The sequence below is a fragment of the Cupriavidus pampae genome (assembly GCF_914271485.1).
GTDB lineage: Bacteria > Pseudomonadota > Gammaproteobacteria > Burkholderiales > Burkholderiaceae > Cupriavidus > Cupriavidus pampae.
In genome coordinates this window covers 103,745-129,622 of sequence record NZ_CAJZAG010000008.1, presented here as the reverse complement: position 1 = coordinate 129,622, position 25,878 = coordinate 103,745, and the positions used below count along the sequence as shown (strand labels likewise).

General features: G+C 66.1%; 26 protein-coding genes. 15 read left to right on the top strand and 11 right to left on the bottom strand.

Features of this window, described 5'->3' with window-relative positions:
- The first annotated feature begins 75 nt into the window (after window positions 1-75).
- From LDO41_RS20615 to LDO41_RS20605, 3 genes are read left to right on the top strand one after another with little or no spacing between them, the layout of a single operon-like run.
- Window positions 76-498 (top strand): VOC family protein, encoded by a 423-nt coding sequence (locus LDO41_RS20615; RefSeq protein WP_223991599.1) that lies wholly within the window; start codon window positions 76-78, stop codon window positions 496-498.
- Window positions 498-1,241 (top strand): 16S rRNA (uracil(1498)-N(3))-methyltransferase, encoded by a 744-nt coding sequence (locus LDO41_RS20610; RefSeq protein ID WP_223991597.1) that lies wholly within the window; start codon window positions 498-500, stop codon window positions 1,239-1,241. The genes LDO41_RS20615 and LDO41_RS20610 overlap by 1 nt, the downstream gene beginning before the upstream one ends.
- A 36-nt stretch (window positions 1,242-1,277) precedes the next feature.
- Complete coding sequence (locus LDO41_RS20605; protein ID WP_223991595.1) at window positions 1,278-1,898, top strand: YidB family protein; 621 nt, start codon at window positions 1,278-1,280, stop codon at window positions 1,896-1,898.
- 63 nt (window positions 1,899-1,961) lie between these two features.
- Here LDO41_RS20605 and LDO41_RS20600 read toward each other — a convergent pair whose 3' ends face one another.
- From LDO41_RS20600 to LDO41_RS20590, 3 genes are all read right to left on the bottom strand, one after another.
- The gene (locus LDO41_RS20600) at window positions 1,962-2,570 is read right to left on the bottom strand and encodes a barstar family protein (protein WP_223991594.1); all 609 of its coding nucleotides are present in this window, start codon (window positions 2,568-2,570) and stop codon (window positions 1,962-1,964) included.
- Entirely contained in the window at window positions 2,567-2,935 is a 369-nt protein-coding gene (locus LDO41_RS20595) for a ribonuclease domain-containing protein (RefSeq protein WP_377741111.1), read from the bottom strand. Before LDO41_RS20595 ends, LDO41_RS20600 begins: the two co-directional genes overlap by 4 nt.
- A 254-nt stretch (window positions 2,936-3,189) precedes the next feature.
- Window positions 3,190-5,514: an NADP-dependent malic enzyme gene (locus LDO41_RS20590; protein ID WP_223991593.1), complete on the bottom strand. Its 2,325-nt coding sequence runs from the start codon at window positions 5,512-5,514 to the stop codon at window positions 3,190-3,192.
- A 234-nt stretch (window positions 5,515-5,748) separates the two neighbouring features.
- On the opposite strand from LDO41_RS20590, the gene thiL reads away from it, so the two are divergent.
- From thiL to LDO41_RS20575, 3 genes are all read left to right on the top strand, one after another.
- Window positions 5,749-6,762: a thiamine-phosphate kinase gene (thiL, locus tag LDO41_RS20585; protein ID WP_223991592.1), complete on the top strand. Its 1,014-nt coding sequence runs from the start codon at window positions 5,749-5,751 to the stop codon at window positions 6,760-6,762.
- 192 nt (window positions 6,763-6,954) lie between these two features.
- Window positions 6,955-7,536, top strand: coding sequence for a phosphatidylglycerophosphatase A family protein (locus LDO41_RS20580; protein ID WP_223991591.1), 582 nt, complete (start codon window positions 6,955-6,957; stop codon window positions 7,534-7,536).
- A gap of 53 nt (window positions 7,537-7,589) precedes the next feature.
- A complete protein-coding gene (locus LDO41_RS20575) occupies window positions 7,590-8,087 on the top strand; it encodes a CinA family protein (RefSeq protein ID WP_223991590.1) in 498 nt (165 codons plus the stop codon).
- A 36-nt stretch (window positions 8,088-8,123) separates the two neighbouring features.
- Here LDO41_RS20575 and pyrF read toward each other — a convergent pair whose 3' ends face one another.
- Complete coding sequence (gene pyrF / locus LDO41_RS20570; RefSeq protein WP_223991589.1) at window positions 8,124-8,942, bottom strand: orotidine-5'-phosphate decarboxylase; 819 nt, start codon at window positions 8,940-8,942, stop codon at window positions 8,124-8,126.
- A gap of 181 nt (window positions 8,943-9,123) precedes the next feature.
- Here pyrF and LDO41_RS20565 point away from each other — a divergent pair, with 181 nt between their 5' ends.
- Window positions 9,124-10,008, top strand: a complete 885-nt coding sequence (locus LDO41_RS20565) for a DMT family transporter (RefSeq protein WP_223991587.1) — start codon at window positions 9,124-9,126, stop codon at window positions 10,006-10,008.
- 164 nt (window positions 10,009-10,172) lie between these two features.
- Window positions 10,173-11,135 (top strand): magnesium/cobalt transporter CorA, encoded by a 963-nt coding sequence (corA, locus tag LDO41_RS20560; protein WP_150370707.1) that lies wholly within the window; start codon window positions 10,173-10,175, stop codon window positions 11,133-11,135.
- Window positions 11,136-11,252: 117 nt separating this feature from the next.
- Here corA and mtgA read toward each other — a convergent pair whose 3' ends face one another.
- From mtgA to mpl, 7 genes are all read right to left on the bottom strand, one after another.
- Entirely contained in the window at window positions 11,253-11,954 is a 702-nt protein-coding gene (mtgA, locus tag LDO41_RS20555) for a monofunctional biosynthetic peptidoglycan transglycosylase (protein WP_223991585.1), read from the bottom strand.
- A 9-nt stretch (window positions 11,955-11,963) separates the two neighbouring features.
- Complete coding sequence (aroE, locus tag LDO41_RS20550) at window positions 11,964-12,854, bottom strand: shikimate dehydrogenase (protein ID WP_223991584.1); 891 nt, start codon at window positions 12,852-12,854, stop codon at window positions 11,964-11,966.
- Window positions 12,854-13,801 carry an energy transducer TonB family protein gene (locus LDO41_RS20545; protein WP_223991582.1) on the bottom strand — a complete coding sequence of 316 codons (948 nt, stop codon included), beginning with the start codon at window positions 13,799-13,801 and terminating at the stop codon, window positions 12,854-12,856. The genes aroE and LDO41_RS20545 overlap by 1 nt, the downstream gene beginning before the upstream one ends.
- Window positions 13,802-13,878: 77 nt before the next feature.
- On the bottom strand, window positions 13,879-16,041 hold the full coding sequence (locus LDO41_RS20540) for a ribonuclease catalytic domain-containing protein (protein WP_223991580.1): 2,163 nt from the start codon (window positions 16,039-16,041) through the stop codon (window positions 13,879-13,881).
- Window positions 16,042-16,177: 136 nt separating this feature from the next.
- Window positions 16,178-16,774 carry a chorismate--pyruvate lyase family protein gene (locus LDO41_RS20535; protein WP_223991578.1) on the bottom strand — a complete coding sequence of 199 codons (597 nt, stop codon included), beginning with the start codon at window positions 16,772-16,774 and terminating at the stop codon, window positions 16,178-16,180.
- A complete protein-coding gene (locus LDO41_RS20530) occupies window positions 16,771-17,391 on the bottom strand; it encodes a YqiA/YcfP family alpha/beta fold hydrolase (RefSeq protein WP_223991576.1) in 621 nt (206 codons plus the stop codon). Before LDO41_RS20530 ends, LDO41_RS20535 begins: the two co-directional genes overlap by 4 nt.
- Before the next feature lie 13 nt (window positions 17,392-17,404).
- Window positions 17,405-18,790 carry a UDP-N-acetylmuramate:L-alanyl-gamma-D-glutamyl-meso-diaminopimelate ligase gene (mpl, locus tag LDO41_RS20525; RefSeq protein ID WP_223991574.1) on the bottom strand — a complete coding sequence of 462 codons (1,386 nt, stop codon included), beginning with the start codon at window positions 18,788-18,790 and terminating at the stop codon, window positions 17,405-17,407.
- Between the two features lie 208 nt (window positions 18,791-18,998).
- Between mpl and LDO41_RS20520 the strand changes: the two genes are divergently transcribed.
- The 7 genes from LDO41_RS20520 to LDO41_RS20490 all read left to right on the top strand — a co-directional run bounded on the left by LDO41_RS20520 (window position 18,999) and on the right by LDO41_RS20490 (window position 25,802).
- Complete coding sequence (locus LDO41_RS20520; protein ID WP_223991572.1) at window positions 18,999-19,709, top strand: UDP-N-acetylmuramate--alanine ligase; 711 nt, start codon at window positions 18,999-19,001, stop codon at window positions 19,707-19,709.
- Between the two features lie 77 nt (window positions 19,710-19,786).
- Entirely contained in the window at window positions 19,787-20,335 is a 549-nt protein-coding gene (locus tag LDO41_RS20515) for a TlpA family protein disulfide reductase (RefSeq protein ID WP_223991570.1), read from the top strand.
- A gap of 240 nt (window positions 20,336-20,575) precedes the next feature.
- Window positions 20,576-21,064 (top strand): type II 3-dehydroquinate dehydratase, encoded by a 489-nt coding sequence (aroQ, locus tag LDO41_RS20510; protein WP_223991569.1) that lies wholly within the window; start codon window positions 20,576-20,578, stop codon window positions 21,062-21,064.
- Window positions 21,065-21,197: 133 nt separating this feature from the next.
- Window positions 21,198-21,659 carry an acetyl-CoA carboxylase biotin carboxyl carrier protein gene (accB, locus tag LDO41_RS20505; protein WP_223991567.1) on the top strand — a complete coding sequence of 154 codons (462 nt, stop codon included), beginning with the start codon at window positions 21,198-21,200 and terminating at the stop codon, window positions 21,657-21,659.
- A gap of 91 nt (window positions 21,660-21,750) precedes the next feature.
- Entirely contained in the window at window positions 21,751-23,121 is a 1,371-nt protein-coding gene (gene accC / locus LDO41_RS20500; RefSeq protein WP_223991565.1) for an acetyl-CoA carboxylase biotin carboxylase subunit, read from the top strand.
- A 20-nt stretch (window positions 23,122-23,141) separates the two neighbouring features.
- A complete protein-coding gene (gene prmA, locus LDO41_RS20495) occupies window positions 23,142-24,059 on the top strand; it encodes a 50S ribosomal protein L11 methyltransferase (protein ID WP_223991563.1) in 918 nt (305 codons plus the stop codon).
- A gap of 9 nt (window positions 24,060-24,068) precedes the next feature.
- Window positions 24,069-25,802 carry a DUF3426 domain-containing protein gene (locus tag LDO41_RS20490; RefSeq protein ID WP_223991561.1) on the top strand — a complete coding sequence of 578 codons (1,734 nt, stop codon included), beginning with the start codon at window positions 24,069-24,071 and terminating at the stop codon, window positions 25,800-25,802.
- The last annotated feature ends 76 nt before the right edge of the window (window positions 25,803-25,878 follow it).

Below are 25,878 nucleotides of genomic sequence, written 5' to 3'. Positions count from 1 at the left end.
CGCGCCCGCGTAACATGTGCCTGCCCCTTTACCGACAATTCATCGACAAGCGCCGAGACCATTGCGGAGACCATCATGAGCAGACCGCCCAACACGCCCTGGCTCACCCCTTACCTGACGGTCGCCAGCGGACGTGCCGCCCTCGATTTTTACAGCCGCGCGTTCGGCTTCACGGCCCATAACGTGCTCGACGAGAACGGCGTGCCGACCCATGCGGAGATGCACTACCAGGGCAGCCTCGTGGTGATGTTCGCGCCCGAGGGCGCCTGGGGCAGCACCGCGCGCACGCCGCGCTCGCTCGGCGTGGAAGCGTCGCAGACGTTCTACGTGTATTGCGAGGACGTCGATGCGATGTTCGCGCGCGCGACCGCCGCCGGCGCGATCAGTGTGATGCCGCCCGCGGACCAGTTCTGGGGCGACCGCTACTGCATGGTCGAAGATCCCGATGGCTACCGATGGGGCTTCGGCAAACACCTCGCACAATCTGACACCCCCTGATGCCTCCCCGTTTCTACGTCGATGCGGCGCTCGCCGCCGACGCCACACTGGAATTGCCCGACGCCGTGGTGCGTCACGTGCAGGTGCTGCGCCTCGAGCACGGCGACGCCCTGACCTTGTTCGATGGCCGCGGCGGCAGCCACGCGGCCACGCTGGTCGACCTCGGCAAGCGCCGCGCCGTGGTGCAGATCGGCGCCCATGACGCCGCCGAGGCCGAACTGCCCTTCCGCGTCACGCTGGCGCAGGGCCTGGCCGGTGGCGACAAGATGGACTGGCTGATCGAGAAAGCCGTGGAACTCGGCGTCTCGGCGATCCAGCCGCTGCAGGCGCAGCGTTCGGTCGTGCGGCTGCAGGGCGAGCGTGCGGTCAAGCGAGAGGCCCACTGGCAGGCGCTGACCGCCGCCGCGTGCGAACAATGCGGACGCAATCGCTTGCCGACGCTCGCGCCGGTAGCTACCGTGGAAGCATGGCTGGCGGCAACGCCCGCTTCCGGTGCGCGCCTGCTGATGTCGCCACGCGCCACCGCCTCGTTGCCCGCGCTCGCGGCGGCGGAGCGGGACGCCTGGCTGGCCGGCGGCGTGACGCTGTTGATTGGCCCCGAGGGAGGGCTCTCTCCCGAGGAGGAAGACATGGCACTGCGCGCGGGCTTCACCGCGGTGTCACTGGGACCCCGCATCCTGCGCACCGAAACCGCCGGGCTGGCCTGCCTGGCAACATTGAACGCCGTGCTGGGCGGATTCTGACGGCTACGTTCGTTACTCACCTGCAAGGAGTCGATCATGGGATTACTCGATAGCGTACTCGGTGGCGTGCTGGGGCAACTGGGAGGCGCACAGAAGGGCGACGGTCAGGGACAGGGGGCGGGCGGGCTCGATCCCAAGATCATGATGGCGCTCGGGCTGCTGGCGATGATGGCCATGCGCCACAAGGGCGGCGGCGACCCGAATGCGGTGGATGCCGGCGCGGCGGGCGCTCCAGGCGGACTGGGAGGACTCGGCGGTGGACTGGGCGGAGTATTGGGAGGCATGCTCGGTGGCGGCAGCGCGCCCGCGCCCGGCGGCCTCGATCTCGGTTCGCTGCTCGGTGGACTGTTGGGCGGTCAGGGCGAAGCCGCTGGCAGTGCGCAAGCCATGGGCGCCGCGGCGGGCGGCATCGGCGCATTGCGCAATGTGCTCGCGCAGGCCGGCCTCGGCCAGCAGGTGGATTCGTGGATCGGCACCGGGAGCAACGAGGCCATCAGCCCGACCGAGCTGTCGAACGCGCTAGGCGACAGTGGCGCGCTGCAGTCGCTGGCCGAGACCACCGGTATGTCGCACGAGGATGTGGCCGCGAGCCTCAGCGCGGGCCTGCCCGAACTGATCGATCGGCTCACACCCGACGGCCGCGTGCCTGACGCCTGACCCCATCACGCGCCACAAAGCAAAACGCCCGCTAGCAGCGGGCGTTTTTCATGGCGCAGGCCATCACGCGAACGAGTAGAACACGCGGAACTGCACCTTGCGCTCGGACCAGAACTCGGCCGCGTCGCGGAATACGTCGAGCAGTACCTCGCGCGCTTCCTTGTCGAACTTCTGCGCGATCGGCAGGCCTTCCAGCACGATCACGAAGCCAGGCTGCGGCCCGGACTTGTGAATCATGTCGGTGAGGCAATCCGACAGCGCGTCGAAGTTCTTGCCGAAATGCTTCGGGAACAGGAATTCGGTGGCGATCGTGTCCAGAATCTCCGCTTTGCTCTGGCAGTTTGCACAGTTCGCGTAGAGGAAATGCTGATCGAGTGCCGCGGCCGCATGGGCCAGTTCGGCAACGCGGTAAGCGCGGATCGACTGGACGATGTTCGGGCGCACCGTCTTGAACAGGTTCATGGCTGACTCGTTGGTGCCGTCTTCGGACCCGGGCACCACGATCGGCGCGCATGCGGGCGGTAGTCCGTGCGTGAGCTCTTGTCGGGGCATCATCAGCACATTGTCGTAGAGGTTCTGGGCCTGATGCTGGGCCCGATGCCAGCCATCTCCGGCGCCGCGCTCTTCGCGGGCGGCAAGGGCGTCGCCCAATCCGAAAATGTCAGTCGTCATTTGGTTATCCGTTTGAAACTGTTGTAGTGGTCTTCCGTGTAATAGCAGTCGTTGGCGGCGCGTTGATCACCTCCGCATACGATCCGCCTGGCTCCACGATTCCGGCTGTTGCTCTTGACTGTGTATTCGCGGTAATAGCCGCGCGATTGCTGGGGCAGGATGCGTTCGTAATTGCCGAACCGCGATCCATCCTTGTCATACGGAAACGGTCCGCCGGACTCGATACGCTCCAGCGTTCGCTGCGCTTCATTGGGCAATTGCTGCACGGCGATGGTTCCCGCCATGCCAGCCACATCCGACTGCGACTGCCTTGCCATCGCGCCCTGCGGCGCCAATGCCAACGTGACACCGACGTTGAAACACATCACAGCGCTCAGGGCCCACCCTGACAATACGTGGGTCAGCCTTCTCGCCATCGTGTGGACTCCGCCAGCATTCAAAGGCGTAAGGTTACGCGCCTGCCGCCGATTAATCAATCCCTGCGGGCAGCAGCGCCGGAATTCCTCAATTGTTTCAACATGTTATTGATATGTGTGCACACACTTACATTGCAACCATTGCACCAAGAAAAAAGCCGGGCGAACCCGGCTTTTTCATACGGCTGTGATGAAACGCGTGCTTAGCGCTTGGCGACCGCATCGACGACCACAAGCGCCGTCATGTTGACGATACGGCGCACCGTGGCGGACGGCGTCAGGATATGTACCGGACCGTTCACACCCAGCAGGATCGGACCAATCGCCACGTTGTTGCCCGCGGCAACCTTGAGCAGGTTGTACGAGATGTTGGCCGCGTCGATATTCGGGCACACCAGCAGGTTGGCTTCGCCGTTCAGCGCGCCATCCGGCACCAGCGAGTCGCGCAGCTTCTGGTCGAGCGCGCTGTCGCCGTGCATTTCGCCATCCACTTCCAGATCCGGCGCGCGGTCGCGCAGGAGCTTGAGCGTTTCGCGCATCTTGATGGCCGACGGCGAGTCCGACGAACCGAAGTTCGAATGCGACAGCAGCGCGACCTTGGGCTCGATACCGAAACGCTTGAGCTCCTCGGCAGCCATGATCGTGATCTCGGCGAGTTGCGCGGCGGTCGGGTCGATGTTGACGTGCGTGTCCGCCAGGAAGATCTGACGTCCCGGCAGCACCAGCCCGTTCATTGCCGCGTACACGCAGTGCGTGCCGCCCAGTACCTGATCGATGTAGCGCAGATGCGCGGCCGTGTTGCTCACGGTGCCGCAGATCATGCCGTCGGCTTCGCCCTTCTTGATCAGCATCGCGCCGATCAGCGTGGTGCGGCGGCGCATTTCAAGCTTGGCGTACTGCGGCGTGATGCCTTCGCGCGCCATCATCTTGTAGTACGTCTCCGAGTAGTCGCGGAAACGTTCGTCGTGCTCGGGGTTGACCACCGTGAAATCCACGCCCATGCGCAGGCGCAGGCCGAAGCGTTCGATGCGGTGCGTGAGCACGGCCGGGCGGCCGATCAGGATCGGGTTGGCCAGCTTTTCGTCGACGATCACCTGCACCGCGCGCAGCACGCGCTCTTCCTCGCCCTCGGCGAAGACGATGCGCTTGCGCTCCATCTCCACCTTGCGCGCGGCCGCGTAGATCGGCTTCATCAGCGTACCCGAGTGGTACACGAACTGCTGCAGCTGCAGCTTGTAGGCGTCCATGTCCTCGATCGGACGCGCGGCCACGCCACCCTTGGCGGCGGCCTCGGCCACGGCCGGCGCGATCGTGACGATCAGGCGCGGGTCGAACGGCTTCGGGATCAGGTATTCGGGACCGAACGACAGGTCCTGGATGCCGTAGGCGGTAGCCACGACATCGCTCTGCTCCTGGCGCGCGAGTTCGGCAACGGCATTGGCCGCGGCGATTTCCATTTCACGCGTGATCGTGGTGGCGCCGCAGTCCAGCGCGCCACGGAAGATGAACGGGAAGCAGAGGACGTTGTTGACCTGGTTCGGGTAGTCGGTGCGGCCCGTCGCGATGATCGCGTCCGGACGGACTTCCTTGGCCAGCTCCGGCATGATTTCCGGATTCGGGTTGGCCAGTGCCAGCACCAGCGGATCCTTGGCCATGCCCTTGACCATCTCCGGCTTGAGCACGCCAGCGGCGGACAGGCCCAGGAAGATGTCGGCGCCCTCGATGACCTCGGCCAGCTTGCGCTTGTCGGTGCGCTGCGCGAAGCGGGACTTTTCCGGATCCATCAATTCGGTACGGCCTTCGTAGACCACGCCGGCAATATCGGTCACCCAGATGTTCTCGAGCTTCAGGCCCATGTCCACCAGCAGGTCCAGGCAGGCCAGCGCGGCCGCACCGGCGCCCGAGGCCACCAGCTTGACCTTGGAGATGTCCTTGCCCACCACCTTGAGGCCGTTGATCACGGCTGCACCCACCACGATCGCGGTGCCGTGCTGGTCATCATGGAAGACCGGAATCTTCATGCGGTCGCGCAGCGTGCGCTCCACGTAGAAGCACTCGGGCGCCTTGATGTCCTCGAGGTTGATACCGCCGAACGTCGGCTCGAGCGAGGCGATGATATCGACGAGCTTCTCGGGGTCCTTCTCGTTGATCTCGATATCGAACACGTCGATACCGGCAAACTTCTTGAACAGGCCGGCCTTGCCTTCCATCACCGGCTTGGAGGCGGCGGCGCCGATGTCGCCGAGGCCCAGCACCGCGGTGCCGTTGGTGATCACGGCCACGAGGTTGCCACGCGCGGTGTAGCGGAACGAGTTGGCGGGATCGGCAACGATCTCCTCGCACGCGGCGGCGACGCCCGGCGAATACGCAAGCGCAAGGTCGCGCTGGTTCGAAAGCGGCTTGGTCGGTGTTACGGAAATCTTGCCCGGCGTCGGAAACTCGTGATATTCGAGTGCGGCCTTGCGCAGCGCCTCACGCTGCTGTTGTTTCAGGTCGTCTTGGGACGGGGACTGCTGAGGACTTGTCATCTGCGCATCTTCCGATCGGTGGAGCCGCACGTGAATGTGACGGGGACCGAAGCGGGCCGGCTCCGTACCCGCTGTCTCTCTGTATAAGAGCCCCGCATTTTATATTGTGAAATATTATTTCACAATAAGCGTTTTGCGCGGGGCAGCTTTGCGTTTCGGTACAATATGCCGCATGCCGATGGGCTTGACCAGCCGTATTCTCCACGGCCCCTGATTTGCCACGCTCGCCCGCCGATGCCCCCTCCCTCGCAGCCCGCCTCCCCGCCGGTGTCCTCGGCCTCCTCCCCTGTTTTATCCGAGTTCGACCTGATCCGCCGGTATTTCACCCGTCCGGTCCGCAAGGCCGCGCTTGGGGTTGGTGACGACTGCGCGCTGATCGAGGGCCGCCCCGGCCATCAGCTCGCGATCAGCACGGATATGCTCGTTTCGGGGCGTCATTTCTTTCCGGACGTGCCGCCCCGCTCGCTCGGCCACAAGGCGCTGGCGGTCAATCTGTCGGATCTGGCCGCGATGGGCGCCGAGCCGCGCGCGTTCACGCTGGCGCTGGCCCTGCCGACGGCCGAAGCGCCCTGGCTCGCCGAACTGGCGGCCGGCATGCTGGAACTGGCCGACGCGCACGGTTGCGAATTGATTGGCGGCGATACCACGCGCGGACCGCTGACGCTATCGCTAACGGTGTTTGGCGACGTGCCGCCGCGCCAGGCGCTGCGACGCGATGCCGCACGCCCCGGTGACGATATCTGGGTGTCCGGCACGCTTGGCGATGCACGGCTCGCGCTCGGCGATTTCCGTGGGGAATGGCTGCTGCCCGAACCCGATTTCAGCGCGGTGCGGCCGCGCATGGACACGCCCACGCCGCGCGTCGCGCTCGGCCTGGCGCTGCGCGGCGTCGCCCATGCGGCGCTGGACGTCTCGGACGGGCTGCTGGGCGACCTCGGTCATATTCTCGAGCGCTCGGCTGTGGGCGCCTGGCTCGACGTCGATGCCCTGCCGCGTTCAACCATCCTCGCCAACCAGCCCGAGGACTGCCAGCGTCTGTGCACGCTGACTGGCGGCGACGACTACGAGCTGTGCTTCACGGCACCGGCGACCGCGCGCGAGGCCCTTGCCGAGATCAGCGCGCGGCTTGGCCTGCCGCTCACACGTGTCGGCGCGATCACTTCGGAAGCGGGGCTGCGTCTGGTCGACCGGGAGGGCAACCCGTGCCGCTTCGACGGTGCCGGGTTCGACCACTTCGCGTCTCCCTGACCTTCGCTCTGATCTTCGCCCCGAGTTTCGCCCTGGGCTCCCCCTCCCGCGCGTCCACGCATTGGCCGATCGGGCGTTACTGCATGACGGGGTGACACAAGCCGTGTCATGATGCCGCCATGTGTGGCCCCGTTTTTTCGTGAAGTGTGGGCTGCCTGACAAGAACATAAACTCCGAGCCGATTCTCATCCGATGTCCGCCTATCCCCCCGGTGCCGCACCCGGCGCCGCCGCCAATCCGGCCGACCCCATCACGCTCGATGCCGGCCAGACCGTGCGCGTGATCCGCCCGACGGCACGCTTCATGTTCGGCCACCCGGCCCGCCTGATCGCGTACGGATTCGGCTCCGGCCTGTCGCCGGTCGGCCCCGGCACCGTCGGCACGCTCTACGGCTGGCTCTCGTTTGTCGTCATTTCGCTGTGGATCGAGCCCACTACGTGGTTCTGGATCATCGGCGGCGGGTTTCTGGTCGGGCTGTGGGCGTGCGCGCGCACCGCGCGCGACATGGGCGTGTTCGACCATGGCAGCATGGTGTGGGACGAAATTGTCGCCTTCTGGATCGTGCTGCTGTTCGTGATGCCCACGGGGTTCTGGGGCCAGTTCGCGGCGTTCCTATGGTTCCGGCTGTTCGATATCGCCAAACCCGCGCCCATCCGTTACTACGACCGTACGCTGAAGGGGCCGGGCCTGCTGGGTTCGTTTGGCGTGATGTTTGACGATGTGTTCGCCGCGTTCTACACCCTGCTGGTGTTCGCGCTGTGGCGTTCGTTCTGAGCGCGCTTCCCCGTTACGCAACGCACCGCCCATCTCCTGCCGAATCCACGATCATGTCCGTCAGTCGCCTGCTCGACCAACTTGCCGTCCAGATCGGTGTGGCGCTCTCCGAGCGCTCGCTGATGCTAACCACGGCCGAATCCTGCACGGGTGGCCTGGTGTCGGCCGCCATCACCGATATTGCCGGCTCGTCAGGCTGGTTCGAGCGCGGCTTTGTCACCTATTCGAACGAAGCCAAGACCACCATGATCGGCGTGCCCGCCAAGCTGATTCGCGATCATGGCGCGGTCAGCGAGGAGGTGGCGCACGCGATGGCCGAGGGAGCCTTGCTCAATAGCCGCGCGCAGGTATCGCTGTCGATCACCGGCGTGGCCGGACCCGGCGGTGGCACCGCCGAGAAGCCGGTCGGCATGGTCTGTTTCGGCTGGAGCAATCGAATTACCACGCTGACGCAGACGCAGCGCTTCCGCGGCGACCGCGCGCAGATTCGCCGCCAGGCGGCGGAGCATGCATTGCGGGGATTGCTGGAATTGATTCGGAACGAAGCTTGAGGGTGCCCTCTCCCCAAAGGAGAGGGCGAAACCCGATCAACCGTGGCGGTAGCGGTTGATGGTGTCGCGGGTCTGCGTCGCGACCTTGCGGGCGGCCTCGGCGAAGTCCTTGTCGCGGCTGGCGTACAGGATGGCGCGCGAGGAATTGATCATCATGCCGGTGCCGTCGGCGGTGCGGCCTGCCTTGACCGTGGCTTCGATATCGCCGCCCTGCGCGCCGATGCCGGGAATCAGCAGTGGCATGTCGCCAACGATCTGCCGCACGCGCGCGATCTCGGCCGGGAACGTCGCGCCCACCACCAGGCCCATCTGGCCGTTGGTATTCCAGCGCTCACGCGCGGACTCGGCCACCACCTGATACACGGGCTTGCCATCCACCGGCAGAAACTGCACGTCCGAGCCGCCCGCGTTCGAGGTGCGGCACAGCACGATCACGCCGCGCCCCGGGTACGCGAGGTACGGTTCCATCGAATCGAAGCCCATATACGGGCTCACGGTCACCGCGTCCGCGTTGTAACGTTCGAACGCCTCGATCGCGTAATGCTCGGCCGTGGAGCCGATATCACCGCGCTTGGCGTCGAGCACCACCGGAATGCCCGGATGCGCGTCGTGGATATATTCGATCAGCTGCTCGAGCTGATCTTCCGCCCGCTGCGAGTGGAAGTACGCGATCTGCGGTTTGTACGCACAGACGAGGTCGGCCGTGGCATCGACGATTTCACGGCAGAACGAAAAGATCGCGCCGCCCGCGCCGGTCAGTGACATCGGCAGCTTGGCGGGGTCGGGGTCCAGCCCGACGCACAGCAGGGAATCGTTGCGCTGCCATGCGGCGGACAGCTGCTCGGTGAAGGTCATGGGAGACTCGGTATCAGGATGACGCTAAGGTCGTTGCCGCCAATTCTAACGCCGCATGCTAAGGTTGGCCTCTTTCCGCGTATTTCACTGCGTACGTCGGTAACGTCATCCCGTCGACCTCCACTCCAATAACAAGACAGCGCCAACGCGGCAGCATGCCGTCGCCAGGCGCCCACCTCCCATGACTCTGGACCGCCGCGGTCTTATCCTGCTCGTCATCCTTACCCTTGCCTGGGGCGTCAACTGGCCGGTCATGAAGATCGGCGTGGCCCACTTTCCCGCGCTCGGCTTTCGCTTTCTGTGTATGGCCGGCGGCGTGGTGGCACTGGGCCTGGCGCTGCGCCTGCGCGGCGAGTCGCTGGCAGTGCCGCGCGCGGCGTGGCCAACCGTGGTCAAGCTCGCGATCCCGAACATGGTGGTGTGGCATCTGCTGGCGATCTGCGCGGTCAAGATGCTGTCCTCGGGCCGCGCCGCGATCCTCGGCTACACGATGCCGATCTGGGCCGTCATCTGGGGCCTGCTGCTATTCCGCGAGCGCATCGCGCTGTCCGCATGGATTGGCATCGGCTGCGCGTTCACCGGCACGATCCTGCTGCTGTCGGGCGAGCTGGCCGCGCTCACCGGCAGCCCCTCCGGCACGCTGCTGATGCTCGCGGCCGCGGCCGGCTGGGGCTACGGTACGCAGCTGATGAAACGCACGCAGCTCGACGTGCCGATCGGCACACTGACGTTCTGGATGCTGGTCATCGCACTGCCTTTTCTCGGGTTCGGCTCGCTGCTGCTGGAGTCGGGCTGGCGCATGCCCAATGCGATCGAATGGACCGCCATCGGCTACAACGCGGTGGTGGTGTTCGCCTATTGCCATCTGGTCTGGTTCGCACTCGCCCGCAGCCTGCCGCCGGTGGTGTCGAGCCTGTCGATCATGTTCATCCCGGTGGTCGGCGTGTTCTCGGGCATGCTGATGCTGGGCGAGCGCCCACACTGGCAGGACTACGCAGCCATCGTGCTGATGTTCGCGGCGCTGTCCAGCGTGATGCTCGGACCGTCGTTGCGGCGCCACCGTTGACCCCAAATTTCAGCCAGATTTCGCTTAACAAGCCCCCCCGCGTTGGGCTAAACTCGCGGCCATCAGAATCCCGGGAAACCCATTTCCCGACTAGGTAGCGATCGAGTATCGAATCAGCGTCGAGACAGCGTCGACACGGCGTCATCAGTCACAAGGAATCACGGATGATCAACCTGTTCGTCCTGCAGAAGGGACGGCTTGCCCAGGAGCAGGTCGACGAGCGCAACGAGCTGTTGCAGCACAAGCCCATCTGGATCGACGTCGTCAGCCCCGACGACGAGGAACTCGCGTGGATCAAGGAAGCCTATGGCGTGGTCCTGCCCGAGTTAGAAGACCTCGGCGACCTCGAGGCATCCGCCCGCTATTTCGAGGGCGAAGACGAGAACATCCATATCCGCACAGACTTCCTGCTCGATGAGGAAGGCACCTCGCGCAACGTGCGCGTGGCGTTCGTGCTCACGCGCGACGTCGTATTCTCGATTCACGACGAAGACCTGCCCGTATTCCGCCTGGTGCGGCTGCGCGCGCGCATGCGACCGGGCTCGGTGCGCAATGCCAAGGACGTGTTGATGGATCTCTACGCGACCGACGCCGAATACTCGGCGGATTCGATCGAGGAGATCTACGAACGGCTGGAGGAAGCGAGCCGCCGCGTGCTGGCGGAGAACGTGACCGATGCCGCCGCCGCGGACGTGCTCGAGATGATCGCGCGCGAGGAAGACTTGAACGGCCGCATTCGCCGCAACGTGATGGACACGCGTCGCGCGGTGTCCTTCCTGATGCGCAGTCAGATGCTGTCGGCCGAGCAGCAGGACGAAGCGCGCCAGATCCTGCGCGATATCGATTCCATCGAGAACCACACCGCGTTCCTGTTCGACAAGATCAACTTCCTGATGGATGCGACCGTCGGTTTCATCAACATCAACCAGAACAAGATCATCAAACTGTTCTCGGTGGTGTCGGTGGCGCTGATGCCGCCCACGCTGATCGCCAGCATCTACGGCATGAACTTCAAGATCATGCCGGAGCTCGACTGGGCCGCGGGCTATCCGTGGGCGATCGGGTTGATGGCGGTATCGGCAGCCGTCCCGCTCATCTACTTCCGTCGCAAAGGCTGGTTAGGCTAAGCGGCCCTGTCAAAACGATCCTGGCGTCGTTGCGCGGCCTTGCCGTACCACTTGTACTGTCTGCGGCCGCGCGCCTAGCCAGGACCGCTTCGCTTCGTTTTGACAGCGCCGCCCTAATTAATCGGGCAGAGCTGCCGCGCCCATGCGGCGCGCGATGATGCCGGCCTTGACGCGGAAATTCACGCGTACATTGGCGCAATACGTCTTCTTGTCGAAGCACTTCGGTGCCGGCAGCGCGGCCGCAAGGCGCGCGGCCTGGCCCACGCCGAGCTTGCCCGCGCTCGTGTTGAAGTAATGATGCGCGGCCGCTTCCGCACCGAACACCCCCTCGCCCCACTCCACCGAATTCAGGTAGATCTCGAAGATGCGCTGCTTGTCGAGCCAGAACTCGAGCATCCACGAGATGGCGAGCTCCTGCCCCTTGCGCAGATAGTTCTGCTCCGACGACAGGAACAGGTTCTTGGCGAGCTGCTGCGTGATGGTGGAACCGCCGCGCACGATATGGCCGCGCTGCTTGTTGCGCTCCCACGCATCGAGCATCGCGTCCAGTTCGTAACCGGGGTGATTGACGAAGTCCGCGTCCTCGCTCGCGATCACCGCGCGCTTGAGATTGCGCGAGATATCGTCATAGCGGACCCATTGATGGTCCAGCGAGCAACTCCAGAAGTTGAAGCCGCACAGGCGCCAGTGCTCGGCGCGCATAAACGACGATGACGACGGATTGACGTACTGCCAGCTGGCGATCTGCAGGAAGAAGTACAGCTGCATCGCGAGCACGCCCGCGACGAGGCATCCGCACACGTACCCGAGCCAGCGCATGGGGCGGCTTTAGCGCTGCGCTTCCGCCAGCAGACTCGCGCGCAGTTCGGTCAGCACCGGCGCGGTCTTTGGCCGCACGCCGCGCCAGTTGTAGAACGCCTCGGCCGCCTGCTCGACGAGCATGCCGAGACCATCGCTGGTGCGTGCGCCGCATTGCGCCGCGTAGGCGAGAAACACGGTCGGCGCTGCGCCGTACATCATGTCGTAGGCCAGCACATCCGGGCCGAGCAGAAACTCGGGCACCGGCGGCACCTCGCCCTGCAGACTGCTGGCCGAGGCGTTGATCACCACGTCGCAGGCCTCGTCTTCGGACAGGCCGTCCAGCGCATCGAGGCCACCGCCCCAGAGTTCAACGTTGTACTGATTGCCCGCCTCCGCGAATGCCTCGAGCATGTCGCTCGCGCGCGCGGCCGTGCGGTTGGCCACGATGATCCGGTCGGGACGGCATTCGATCAGCGGCAGCATCGCGCCCATGGCCGCGCCACCGGCGCCCAGCAGCAGGATGCGGCGGCCTTCGAGCAGCGTGTCGAGGTTGTCCTGGATATCGCGCACCAGGCCGATACCATCGGTGTTGTCGCCATGAATCAGTCCGTCCTCGATCCACATCGTGTTCACCGCGCCAGCGGCTTCCGCACGATCGGTCAGGCGATCGGCCATATCGTGCGCCTCGATCTTGAACGGCGTGGTCACGTTGCAGCCGTAACCGCCATCGGCAAAGAACTTGCGCACCGTGTCGGCAAACCCGTCGAGAGGTGCCAGCAGGCGCTCGTACTGCACGGCTTCGCCGGTCTGGCGCGCGAACGCGGCATGAATGGCCGGCGAGCGGCTATGCGCCACCGGATTGCCAATTACGACGTAGCGATCGGCTTGCGTTCTGGCCTGGTCTTGGGAATCTGTCATCAGCGCGGTTGCAGCCGGACATCGAGTCCGCTGCGCGAAAACTTGAACGTGGAAATGACCTCGAGGATGTCCTGGCGAGCCTGCATTTCCGGAGAGAACTGACCAAACGGCGCGGCGGCGCGCACGATCGCCACGGCCTGGCGATCCAGCGCCGCATCGCCCGAGCTCTTGGCCACGTCGATCGACTCGACGTTGTAGCCATCGCGGTTGTAGCCGAGCTTGCCGGTGCGATTGACGTTGATCACGAGAATCAGCTGGCCATAGAGCGGCTTGCCGTTGCGTTGCGGGAAATCGCTCGTGCCGCGGGCTTCGATCTTGCGCCGCAGACGATCGTAATATTGTGCGTAATCCACGCCCTGCGCGCTCGTCGCGGTCAGTTGCATGCGCTTCGGGCGCTTGGCGTAGTGCTCGAGGTTCTTGCCGATTTCGGCTTCGAGCTTGGCCATTTCATCGACGCTCGTGCGCTCGTCCTGGCCGCGCTGCAGCGGGTCCACACGCTGTTCGCCGGGCTTGACGGGCTGGCTGCGCACCGACGGCGCCGGCTCGCGCGACTGCGTCATCAGACGCTGCTGTTCCTGCTCGAGCTGCTCGACGCGGCGCTGCACCTGTCGCACCAGATCGCCGTCCTTGGATTCGGTTTGCGCGGGCAGCGGCGTGGTCGCGCGCTGCACGTCGTGGTCGCCACCGCCGTCGAGGTTGGCCTGCGCCAGCACGGTCGGATTGCGCGGCTTGTCGGCTGATTTGGAGTTGACCAGCACCACATCGAGCATCGGATCCGAACGCTTGATCTCGAAGACTTCAGGCGCGGCAATCCGCACCATCAGCAGCACGGCATGGATCAGCAACGACACCACCAGTGCCTTGACCAGCGTGCTGCTGGATTGCCACCATTGGCGCGGGTGGCGCGGAGGGCGCGAGGGTCCCGGAGCGGCTAGGGTGGCGTTCACGTTCGGTTACGATCGGTTGGTCATGCGGTTGGCGGGCAGACTGGATTGTAAGGGAGCCAACCGCATTTCCGAAGCGATCAGGGCGCTGGCGAAGGGGGGGTGTCGCGCGCCGCCGACGCTTGGGTTTCGCCATCCGCGTCACTATCCGCGTCACTATCTGCGTCACTATCCGCAGCTGCCTCGTCCGGCACTTCCTGCCCAGCGCCCTCCGCGGCCGCCTCCGCGGCCTCCTGCGCGGCGATCTCGGCGGCATCTTCCGCCGACGCCTCTGCCGCTTCCTCCATCCCCTCGTCCGCCCCCAGATCGTCCTCGGGCACCGCGTCGCCGGCGTAGACTTCCAGCACGCGGCACGACACGTCGAGGGAAATCTCGTCGGTCGTTGCAATTTCCAGCATGACCTGCGTGCCGCGCTGCGCCTGCGCGAGTTCCGGCACGCGTGTCACCAGCGGAATCTCTGCAAAGCGCACCGCTCCCTCCTTGAGTACCGAGGCCAGCATGCGGTCGCGCGTCTCCTGCGCGAGCCAACGGAGACACCAGTACCGCTCCATCGTCGACTGATGGTCGGCATAGGCCGCGTAAGTGCCCTCGAAGTCCGCCACCGCCGCCAGCAGATCGGCATCCTTCGGCTTGAACGCCGCCACCAGCTTGGCGGTCACGCCATGCTGCGCCACCGCGATGATCTGCCACTGATTGACCAGATCGACATAGCGACGCAAGGGGGACGTGCTCCACGCGTACTGCGCCACGCCCAGCCCCTCGTGCGGCGCCGGATAGGTCTGCATGCGCGTGCGATGCATGCCCCACGCCTTTTGCGTGCGATAGATGCCGGGCACCCCGTGGTCGGCCAGCAGCTTGCCCCACGTGCTGTTGGCCAGGATCATCAGCTCGGCCACGATCTTGTCGAGCGGCGAACCGCGCTTGCGCTGCTCGATGCGCACCAGCTCACTGCCATCGTCGAGTGTGTCGATGTAGAAGCTGTAGTCGGCGCGATTGTGCGATTCGGGCCGCAGGCCACTGGCAAGGCGCGCCTTCTGGCGCTCGTCGTGCAGATGGCCGGCAAAGTGATACAGATGCGTGAGCGCCTCGCGGAACGGATAGTCGCCGGTGCCCGCGGCCAGCGCGGCTTCGGTCACGACATCCTCGAGCAGGTTATGACGCAGGTTGGCGGCAATCGGCACGCGCTCGGCGCGCGTCTCGCTGCCAATGATCAGCGGCGCGCCGCCATCTCCACCCTGCATGTCCACCGTGACATACAGCGACACGGCGGGGCAGGTGCGCCCTTCCTGCAGCGTGTAGCGCTCGACCACCGCGTCCGGCAGCATCGTGATCTTGTCACCGGGGAAGTACACCGTGGAAAGACGCTGACGCGCGATCGCGTCTAGCGCATCGCCACGCTGGATGCCGAGGCCCGGCGCGGCGATATGCACGCCCACGCGCAGCTTGCCATCGGGCAGCGTGGTGACCGACAGCGCATCGTCGATCTCGGTCGTGGTGACGTCGTCGATCGAGAACGCCTGCACATCGGCCAGCGGCAGGTCGCCGGACGGCTCGGGCACCGTCACATCAGGGAAGCCAATGCCCTTGGGGAAGCATTCGGCCAGAAACTTCGCCTCGTGCAGCGCGCGCGGGCTCGCAATGCCGCCCACGGCGACCATCAGCCGCATCGGCGACATGCCGAGCGCCGTGCACGCGGCATCCATCGCCTTGTATTCGAGGCTGTTCTTGTCGGGCCGGAACAGCAGCGGCAGCACCTTGCCGCGGAACGCATCGGGCAGCGTCAGGGCCTTGAGCTGGGCCTCGTACTCGGCCTGCACCAGCGCCTGCTGCTTCTTGCGCTCGAGCGCGGCCAGCGCGGCCTTGAGTTGATCTTCAGGCGCGCGCTGATAGCGCCCGCGTCCCTTGCGGCGGAAATACACCGGGCTGCCGTGCAACGCGATGGCGAGCGCGGCCTGCCTGACGACATCCGCGCCGGCGCCGTAATACTCGCTGGCGAGGTCGGCAAAGCCGAATTCCTCGGCGGGCGCGCACTCCCACAGGAAGTCGAGATCGATCTCGGCCGCCAGGTCGCCGGTCTGCCGCACCATCTCGATCGCCGATGGCTGGGCAAACTGCAACAGCACGTCGCGCGACTTGACCTTGGTGCGCTTGCCCGCGGGCAGCTCGACCTGGTAGGCCTCGCCCTGCTGGGCGAGCACGGTGCCGGCGCGAATTTCGCCGCCTTCTTCGAACAGCAACTGCATGGATCGGTACTTTCAGAAATGCCGGGACACGGCACCGGGCGCAATGAGGAGGGGAGCGGGCATGATACTCCACCACCGTCACTACGGCCCCGCAACGGTGCCCCGTTTGGATTCAGTCGACGTCGGTCAAAGCCTGTCAGGGCCGGCGCACGGGCGCCGGCCGCGACTGCAGATCGGGCAGGAAAACTTCGGTGACAAGCATGGCGCCGCCGTCGCGATGGAACACCGAGCGTCGCGCCGGCAGCATCGGCATGCGCGCAAGGTCCGGCAGCACGCGCCGCATCGCCACCCGCATCGGATGGTCCGGGCGCAGCCGCGCGAACTCGAACGGCGTGCGCGACACGCGCGGATCGACGAACAGCCTGCCGCCCAGCGGGCGCTCGCCCAGCCCGCGCAGAAACGGCCAGTCGCGACGCGCATGCCGTGCCATCACCACGGTATGCGCGTAAATGGCCGTGACTTCGTCACAGATCAGCATGACCTCGCGCGTGAGCACCGGTACCGGGGCTGGCAAGCCAAGCGTCTGCCATTCGTCGGCATAAGGCATGGCAAGCCGTTGCGCGAGGCGCGATACGCGAAAGCGCGACGACGCCGAGATCAGCCTCGCGGTCAGCGAGCCCGCGTCTCCGGTCACCCAGCGGCGCAGGTTCGCGGAGATATTGGCGTCGTACGGCAGATGGGCCTGCCACGCGCCGCCGCCATGGCGCGCGTGACGGTGCAACGGGCCCGTCATGCCGCCGGCACGCCGGAGGCGGTAGGCATCTGTGCGTCAGGGCGGTAGCCGCAGAAAGCCAGCACATCGTCGACATAGTCGGCGAATTCGCTGATGCCGTGGTCGCTGCCCTCGATCACGCGGAGATGCGCGCCGGGATAGGCCGCCACCATCTCGCGGTAATCGAGCACTTCGTCGCCGGTCGCGGCCATCAGGTAATAGCGCGCGGGGTCGGTGATCGCGTCAACGCGCAGGTCGAGCAATTCCTGCAGATGATGACGCTCGACCCGGACCGAGCCGCCGCCGTGCCATAGCGGCTGGTCGCCGAGATACTTCTCGAGGTCGGTCCACGGGTGGATGGCCGGATTGAGCAGCACCGTGCGGCAGCCGTGGCGTTCGCCCAGCCAGCGCGCATAGAACCCTCCCAGCGACGACCCGACGATGGCGATGTCGACATCGCCGGCCGCGCGCGCCCCCGCGATGGCCGCTTCGGCCCGCGCGATCGCGGCGGCGGGCGACACATCGAGCATCGGGCACGCGTATGCCTTGCCCACACCCCACGCACGCATGCGGTCCTGGACCAGACGCGCCTTGAACGATTGCGGCGAAGAGCGAAAGCCGTGCAGATACAGCAGCATTGCGCGACTCCCGTCAGGCCGCGAGCGCGTCGAGCAGCTTGCGATGGACGTCGCCGAAACCGCCGTTGCTCATCACCAGCACGTGGTCACCGGGCCGCGCGGCCGCGCGCACCGCGGCGACCAGCGTGCCGATGTCCTGAAATGCTTCGGCCTTGTCGCCGAGCGGGGCGAGCGATTCGGCCAGATCCCAGCCGAGCGCATCCTTGCCGCCGGGCGCGCCGTAACCGAACACGAGGTCGGCGCCTTCGAGGCTGGCCGGTAGCTGGGCCTTCATCACGCCGAGCTTCATCGTGTTGGAGCGCGGCTCGAGCACCGCCAGGATGCGCGCCTCGCCCACACGCCGACGCAGGCCGTCGAGCGTGGTCTGGATCGCGGTGGGATGGTGCGCGAAATCGTCGTACACCGTCACGCCGTTGGCCACGCCGCGCACTTCCATGCGGCGCTTGACGTTGGCAAAGCGGCCCAGCGACTCGATCGCGCGGGCCGGCGGCACGCCCACATGGCGCGCGGCGGCAATGGCGGCGAGCGCGTTCATGCGGTTGTGCGTGCCCTGCAGATCCCAGATCACGGTGCCCTGCGGCGTTTCCTGACCCTTGTCGTCGAACCAGACGTCGAAGCCGTCCTTGCCCGCGGGCACCGGCGTGGCGGCATTGCCCTCGCGCCAGTTGCCCATGCCGAACTGTTCCAGTTCGCTCCAGCAGCCGCGCTCGAGCACGCGCGCGAGGCTCGGCTCGTTGCCGTTGACCAGCAGGCGGCCCTGCCGTGGCACGGTCCGCACGAGGTGATGGAACTGCGTCTCGATGGCGGCCAGATCGGGGAAGATGTCGGCGTGATCGTATTCGAGGTTGTTCAGGATCGCCGTGCGCGGGCGGTAGTGCACGAACTTGCTGCGCTTGTCGAAGAACGCGGTGTCATATTCGTCGGCCTCGATCACGAAGAAGTCGGATTCCGTCAGACGCGCGGAAATGCCGAAGTTCTGCGGCACGCCACCCACGAGGAAGCCCGGCTCGTAGCCGGCATCCTCGAGAATCCACGCGAGCATCGAGGTGGTCGTAGTCTTGCCGTGCGTGCCGGCCACCGCGAGCACCCACTTGCCCGCGAGCACATGCTCGCCCAGCCATTGCGGACCCGACGTGTAAGGCAGGTTGCGGTCGAGGATCGCTTCCATGAGCGGATTGCCGCGCGAGACCACGTTGCCGATGACGAACAGGTCGGGTTCGAGCGACAGCTGCGACGGGTCGAACCCTTCGATCAGCTCGATGCCCTGTGCCTCGAGCTGTGTGCTCATGGGCGGATAGACGTTGGCGTCGCAGCCGGTGACGCGATGGCCCGCCTGACGGGCCAGCACCGCGAGGCCACCCATGAACGTGCCGCAGATGCCGAGAATGTGAATATGCATGGTGCGTCGGGGAAATCCTGCGCAACTCATCGTGCGCGAAAACTGGGGCCCGGGGGCCAGCGGCTCTCCCGGGCGGGGAGCGGATGATTGTACCCGAGGGGGTGCGCCCGCCCGCGGCCACCGACCCGCGCTCGCTCCAGTTTTGACCGTCCGCGTGCGACGCTTGGTAGCAGACGCGGCCACGGGACGGGTCCGGTATCATTTCGGCATGTCCCGACGTGTCCCTTCCGATCCCACCCGTCTGCGCGAGGAAATCGCGCAGGCCGCCGCGCGCATGATCGCCGAGGATGGCGCCGACTACGCCACCGCCAAGCGCAAGGCCGCGCGCCAGTTACTGGGCGACGTGCGCGTCGCCGGGGAGTGGCTGCCCGATAACGAGACCATCGAGGCCGAGGTGCGCGCCTACCAGGCGTTATTCCACGGCGAGAGCCAGCCGCGCATTCTCGCGCTGATGCGCCGCGTCGCGGTGCTGGCGATGACGGACCTGGCCCCATTCCGGCCTTATCTGGTCGGCGCGGTGCTCAACGGCACCGCGACCGAACATTCCGATATCTATCTGCAATGCTTCTGCGATAGCCCCAAAGACGTCGCGCTCCACCTGCTCAACGCGGGGGTCGACTTCGACACCAGCGAGTCGCGCCACTTCGGCGGCCGCGCCGACGTGGAGACACTGAGCTTTCTCTGGCGGGGCCAGTGGCCCGCGCAGCGCGAGGCCCGCCTGCTGGCGGGCGAGGTGCGCGCGGAGCTGGGCGCGCCGGTCGGTCTGCATATCGCGCTCTACGATGCCGATGACGAACGCGGCGCGCTACGCGCCGATGCGAGCGGCCGCGTGGCACGCGCCGATCTGACCGTGGTGCTGGCGCTGCTGCAGGCGGACAGTCACGACAGCGGGGACGATAACGGCGCCAACCGCCCCTGACCCGCGCCCTTGCCTCCTGACCCCGCCCCGTCCCGAAACCTTCTATATATAGTGAGTGCCGTCCAACGGCTGCCAACATGACGACTTCTGCTTCCACCGCACCCCGCCGCAGCCGCCTCTGGTTGTGGATCGTCCTCGCCGTGATTGCCGCCGTGGCCGGCGCGCTGGCGAGTCATTCGGTGTTCTCACCCAAGCCTGCCGCCGATGGCGCGGTCGAGGCCCTCTATCAGGCGAAATTGCCTGCGCCGGGCGGTGGCGATGTCGATCTGGGCAAGCTGCGCGGCAAGACGCTGGTCGTCAATTTCTGGGCGCCCTGGTGCGGCCCCTGCGTCGAGGAAATGCCCGAACTCACCGCGCTGCATAAGGAATACACGCCGCGCAATGTTGAATTTGTCGGCATCGGCATCGATTCGGCGAAGAACATCGAACAATTCCTCCAGAAGGTGCCGGTGGCCTATCCGCTCGCAGTCGCTGGCTTCCAGGGCACCGAACTGGCGCGCAGCCTCGGCAACGCGCAGGGCGGCCTGCCCTTTACGCTCGTGATCGCTCCCGACGGCGCGGTCAAATTCTCCAAACTGGGGCGCGTGCATATGGAGGAATTGCGCGCGGTGCTGCCGAAAAGCTAACCCAAGGCTGACGCGCGCCGGCCGTTTCGCCGTTAATTTCGTGTAACCGGCGTCGATCCCCGTCGAATATGCCGCGAAACGTGCCTGCAAGCGCCGCCGGGGACGCAAAATGACCGAAAGTGGTCAAAAAGACGTGCTGCATCGCACTGGCGGCTGTATCCCCCGCTAGACAAATCCCTCTAAGCTACGGTAATCTCCGCGCAATTTCGTTGATCTGGTCGAGGTACTGTGACGCAACCCGTGTCCGCAAACCGTTCCGCTAGCCGCTCTGCCCGCTACCCCAAGGTGCTGGTCCTGCATGGGCCGAACCTGAATTTGCTGGGAACGCGCGAGCCGGATACGTACGGGCACACGACGCTGGCCGATATCGACGAAGCGCTGGTCAAGCGCGCCACTGACACTGGCCTGGCACTGCAGACGTTCCAGTCCAATCATGAGGGCGCGCTGGTGGATCGCATTCATGCGGCCCGCACCGAAGGCGTCGATTTCATCATCATCAACCCGGCCGCGTTCACGCATACCAGCGTGGCACTGCGCGACGCGCTGGCCGGGGTGGCGATTCCGTTCGTCGAGGTTCACCTCTCGAACGTGCATCGACGCGAGCCGTTCCGTCATCACTCCTATTTCTCCGATCAGGCGGTCGGGGTGATCTGCGGACTGGGCTGGCAGGGTTACCTGCTGGCGCTCGAATACGTGCTTGCACAGGAAGCGGTCGAGCCGAACGGCTAGCCCGCGACGACTCATTTGACGACAAGGCGCCATGGCGACCGCCAGGCGCCTTTGTCATGAACGATTCCCCGCCGCCATGGGCGCGTACTGCGCGCGATGGCGACCGGACAACCCGATTCTGGAGGACAAGAAGATGGACTTGCGCAAGCTTAAGACGCTGATCGACCTGGTGGCCGAATCCGGCATCTCGGAGCTGGAAGTGACCGAAGGCGAGGGCAAGGTGCGCATCGTGAAGGCACCGCCCCAGATCGTGGCGCCGATGGCCATGCCGCAAATGCAGGCACTGCCGGTTGCCCAGGGCGGCGCCACGCAGGCCGCTCCGGTCGCCGACGTCGCTCCCGCCGCGCCGCAACTGCCGGCTGGCCACATCGTCACGTCGCCCATGGTAGGCACGTTCTACCGCGCGCCGTCGCCGGGCGCCTCGGCGTTCGTCAATGTTGGCGACGCGGTCAAGGAAGGCCAGACCGTCTGCATCATCGAGGCCATGAAGCTGCTCAATGAAATCGAGTGCGACAAGGCCGGCGTGATCAAGGAAATCCTGGTCGAGAACGGCCAGGCCGTCGAATACGGCCAGCCGCTGTTCGTCATCGGCTGATGCGCTTCGGGCCGGCGCCGCCGGCCGCGAGCCCTCCCCGTGCCGCCCCCGGCCATGCGCGGGTTCGCTTCTGTTCTCGCAGAGAGAGACCATGTTTGAAAAAATTCTGATCGCGAATCGCGGTGAAATCGCGCTTCGTATCCAGCGCGCCTGCCGCGAGCTGGGCATCAAGACCGTGGTGGTGTACTCGGAAGCCGACAAGGAAGCCAAGTACGTCAAGCTTGCCGACGAGGCTGTCTGTATTGGCCCGGCACCTTCGCCACTGTCGTACCTGAACATGCCCGCCATCATCTCGGCGGCGGAAGTCACGGACGCCCAGGCCATCCACCCGGGTTACGGCTTCCTGTCCGAGAATGCGGACTTTGCCGAACGCGTCGAGAAGTCGGGCTTCGTGTTCATCGGCCCGACCTCCGAGAGCATTCGCCTGATGGGCGACAAGGTCTCGGCCAAGCAGGCCATGATCAAGTCCGGCGTGCCGTGCGTGCCGGGTTCCGACGGCGCACTGCCGGCCGACGATCCCAAGGAGATCCTTGCGACCGCGCGTCGCGTGGGCTATCCGGTGATCATCAAGGCGGCTGGCGGTGGCGGTGGCCGCGGCATGCGCGTGGTGCACACCGAGGCCGCGCTGATCAATGCGGTCAACATGACCCGCGAGGAAGCCGGACGCGCGTTCGGCAACCCCGAGGTGTACATGGAGAAGTTCCTCGAGAACCCGCGCCACGTCGAGATCCAGATCCTGGCCGACGAGCACCGGCAGGCGATCTGGCTCGGCGAGCGTGACTGCTCGATGCAGCGCCGCCACCAGAAGGTCATCGAGGAAGCGCCGGCACCGCACATCCCGCGCCGTTTGATCGAGCGCATCGGCGATCGCTGCGCCGAGGCCTGCAAGAAGATCGGCTATCGTGGCGCTGGCACGTTCGAGTTCCTGTACGAGAACAACGAGTTCTATTTCATCGAAATGAACACGCGTGTGCAGGTGGAGCATCCGGTCACGGAGCTGATCACCGGCATCGACATCGTGCAGGAACAGATCCGCATCGCGTTCGGCGAGAAGCTGCGCGTGCGCCAGAAGGACGTGCAGCTGCGCGGCCATGCGATCGAGTGCCGCATCAACGCCGAGGACCCGTTCAAGTTCACGCCGTCGCCGGGACGCATCACCGCCTGGCATATGCCCGGCGGCCCCGGTGTGCGCGTCGACTCGCACGCGTATGATGGCTACTTCGTGCCGCCCAACTACGATTCGATGATCGGCAAGATCATCACGTATGGCGCCACGCGGGAGCAGGCCATTGCCCGGATGCGCATCGCGCTGTCGGAAATGGTCGTGGACGGCATTCAGACCAACGTGCCGCTGCACCGTGAACTGATGCTGGACGCCAACTTCGTCGAAGGCGGCACCAGCATCCATTATCTGGAACATCGCCTGGCCCAGAAGGCCGTGGCCAAGGGCGAAAAAGCCTGACATCGCAACAAGGGAGAGCCGTGGCTTTTCAGGAATGTGTGATCGAGGTTGCGCAGGATTCGGCGGAAGCCTGGTCCGACGCCCTGTTCGATCTGGGCGCGCTGTCGGTGTCGGTGGAAGACGCCGATGCCGACACGCCCGATGAAAAGCCGCTGTTCGGCGAACCGGGGCTGGAGCCCACGCAACTCGCGTGGGACCGGTCGCGCGTGGTCGCGCTGTTTGGCGACGATGTCGATCCGGTCCTCGCATTGGCTGCGGCCGCCAACGCGCTGGGCGTGGATCCCGTGCCCGCGCATACGCTGCGCGCGGTCGAGGATCAGGATTGGGTGCGCCTGACCCAATCGCAGTTCGAGCCGATTCGCGTCGGCGAAAAATTATGGGTGGTGCCGTCCTGGCACGAAGCGCCCGAACCCGATGCCGTGGTGCTGGAGCTCGATCCGGGCCTGGCGTTCGGCACCGGCAGTCATCCCACCACCCGCCTCTGTATGCAGTGGCTCGAGCAGCATGTGCAGCGCGGCGAAACCGTGCTCGACTATGGCTGCGGTTCCGGCATTCTCGCGATCGTGGCAAAGAAGCTTGGTGCCGGCGATACGCTCGGCATCGACATCGATCCCAACGCGGTGGAGGCCTCGCGCTACAACGCCGAGCGCAACCGCGTGGAAGCCGTCTTCGCGCTACCGGAATCGGTCTCCGAGGCGACGTACGACCTCGTGGTGGCCAACATCCTTTCCAATCCGCTCAAGCTGATGGCGGCAATGCTCAGTGCGCGCGTGCGCCCGGGCGGCCGCCTCGTGCTGTCGGGCGTGCTCGAGCGGCAGGCCGAAGAAGTGGCCGCCGCCTATGCGCGATGGCTGCCGATGTCGGTCTGGCGCAGCGAGGAAGGCTGGGTCTGCCTGCATGGCACCCGCCCTGTGACCAACGTTTCCGCACAATCCTGAGGCCCAGCCATGGCCGCCGCCAAGCTCGTCACGCGCTGCCCGGCTTGCCGTACGGCATTCCGGCTTGTCGCGGACCAGTTGCGTCTGCGCCAGGGGCTGGTTCGCTGCGGCCAGTGCGAAACTGTCTTTGATGCGCGCGAGCACCTGATCGAGGTGCCCGCGACGCCATCCTCGCCGGCGCCGACACCCTCGACTTCTGTCACCGCACCGTCCGCCTCACCCGCGCCACCGGCGTCCACCGCACCGACGATTGAGGCCGCGCTCGCGCACGCCGCGCAACGACAGGCCGATGCGCACGCGCAGGAAGCGCAGCAACCGTTCGACCCCGGCTACGACCCCGGTTATGAGGTCCCCGCGCTCGACTCGCCCACGATGATGATGGCCGAGTCCGAGACGCTTGCGGGCTACGACGAGCCGCAGGCTGCCGCGCATGGCGTCGCGCCGGAAGTTGCCGCGGACGTCGTCGGATCGGACGACGCGCCCACGGCGGCGCTGATGGCCGAGCCGGCTGCGGCGTCCCCCGCGGAACACCCAACGGATGCGGTGGTCGAGCCCGAGCCTACATTAGGCGCCGAGCTTGAACTACAAGCCGAGGCAGAGCCGGAGCGGACGGAACCGCCGGAGCCGACGGAAGCGACCTTAGCGCCCGAGCCGTGGCCCACGCTCGATCGCGGCGCGTTTGGCGATGCATTGGATGACGCAAAATCGCCTCCGCGCGCGCAGGCGCAGGCGCAGGCGGCAGGCATTCCGGCATCGGGCGCTTACAGCGCGCGCGCCGTCGCCACCCCGGGCGCCACCTCGGGCGCCGCGCCCAACGCCCCACTACCGACCACGACCGACGACCCGTTCGCGGCACCCGTCATCCCGAGCGCAAGCGGCTTCCTGCGCACGGAGACCGCCGAGGCGCGCGGGGAGGACGGTAACCGTCCTTCCGCCACCTCGGAGGGCACCGACGCCACCGACTTCACGGGATTCGCGGCCGCTGGCAGCGCCGCGCGACAGTCCACCGCACAGCACTGGCTCGGCCGCCGCCACACCGAAGACGACGCCGGGCGTGGCAATGACGAGGCGCCGTACGCGGACGCACAGCACGGCAAACGGCCTGGCGATTCGAACGGTGACGACGCCGATGCAAGCGGCGACGCGGAACAGGCCACGCACCGCGACGGCGACGGCGTGCGCATGCCGGGCTTCGCGCCCGACTTCCTGCGCCATACCCGCGGCCAGCAGCGGCAGCGTGAACACAAGGTCACGGTGCCCACGAACAAGCGCGTGCTTGCGCGCGTGGCCATCATCGTGCTCGCGGTAGGCGCATTGCTCGAAGCCACCTACCTCGCACGCAGCCAGCTGGCCGGCACGTTCCCCACGCTGCGGCCATTGCTCGAAGCCGCGTGCGCACCGCTGCATTGCGTCATCCCGCCCTGGCGTGACCTCGACGCCCTGCGCATCGACAGCTCGCAGCTGCAGAAGCAGGATGAGGCCACCGACGTCTATCTGCTTGCCGTCACGATGCGCAATCAGGGCCGCGCGACCACCGCATTGCCCGCGATCGAACTCGTTATGACGGATCTGCAGGATCAGCTGCTGCTGCGCCGCGTGCTGCAACCGGCCGAGTATCTGGAGCCGGCCCAGCGCGGATTCGCCACCAGCGGCCTGCGCGCGGGCACCGAGCTGCCGGTTCGGGTACGATTCCGGACACAGCAGGCGGCTGCCAACTATCGCGTGCTGATTTTCTACCCCTAAGATTGTCCGCGGTATCCGGCAGGCTCCAATGTGAGCCCGCGCGGGTGCCCGCGCATGCCGGCGACGAACCGGCGCG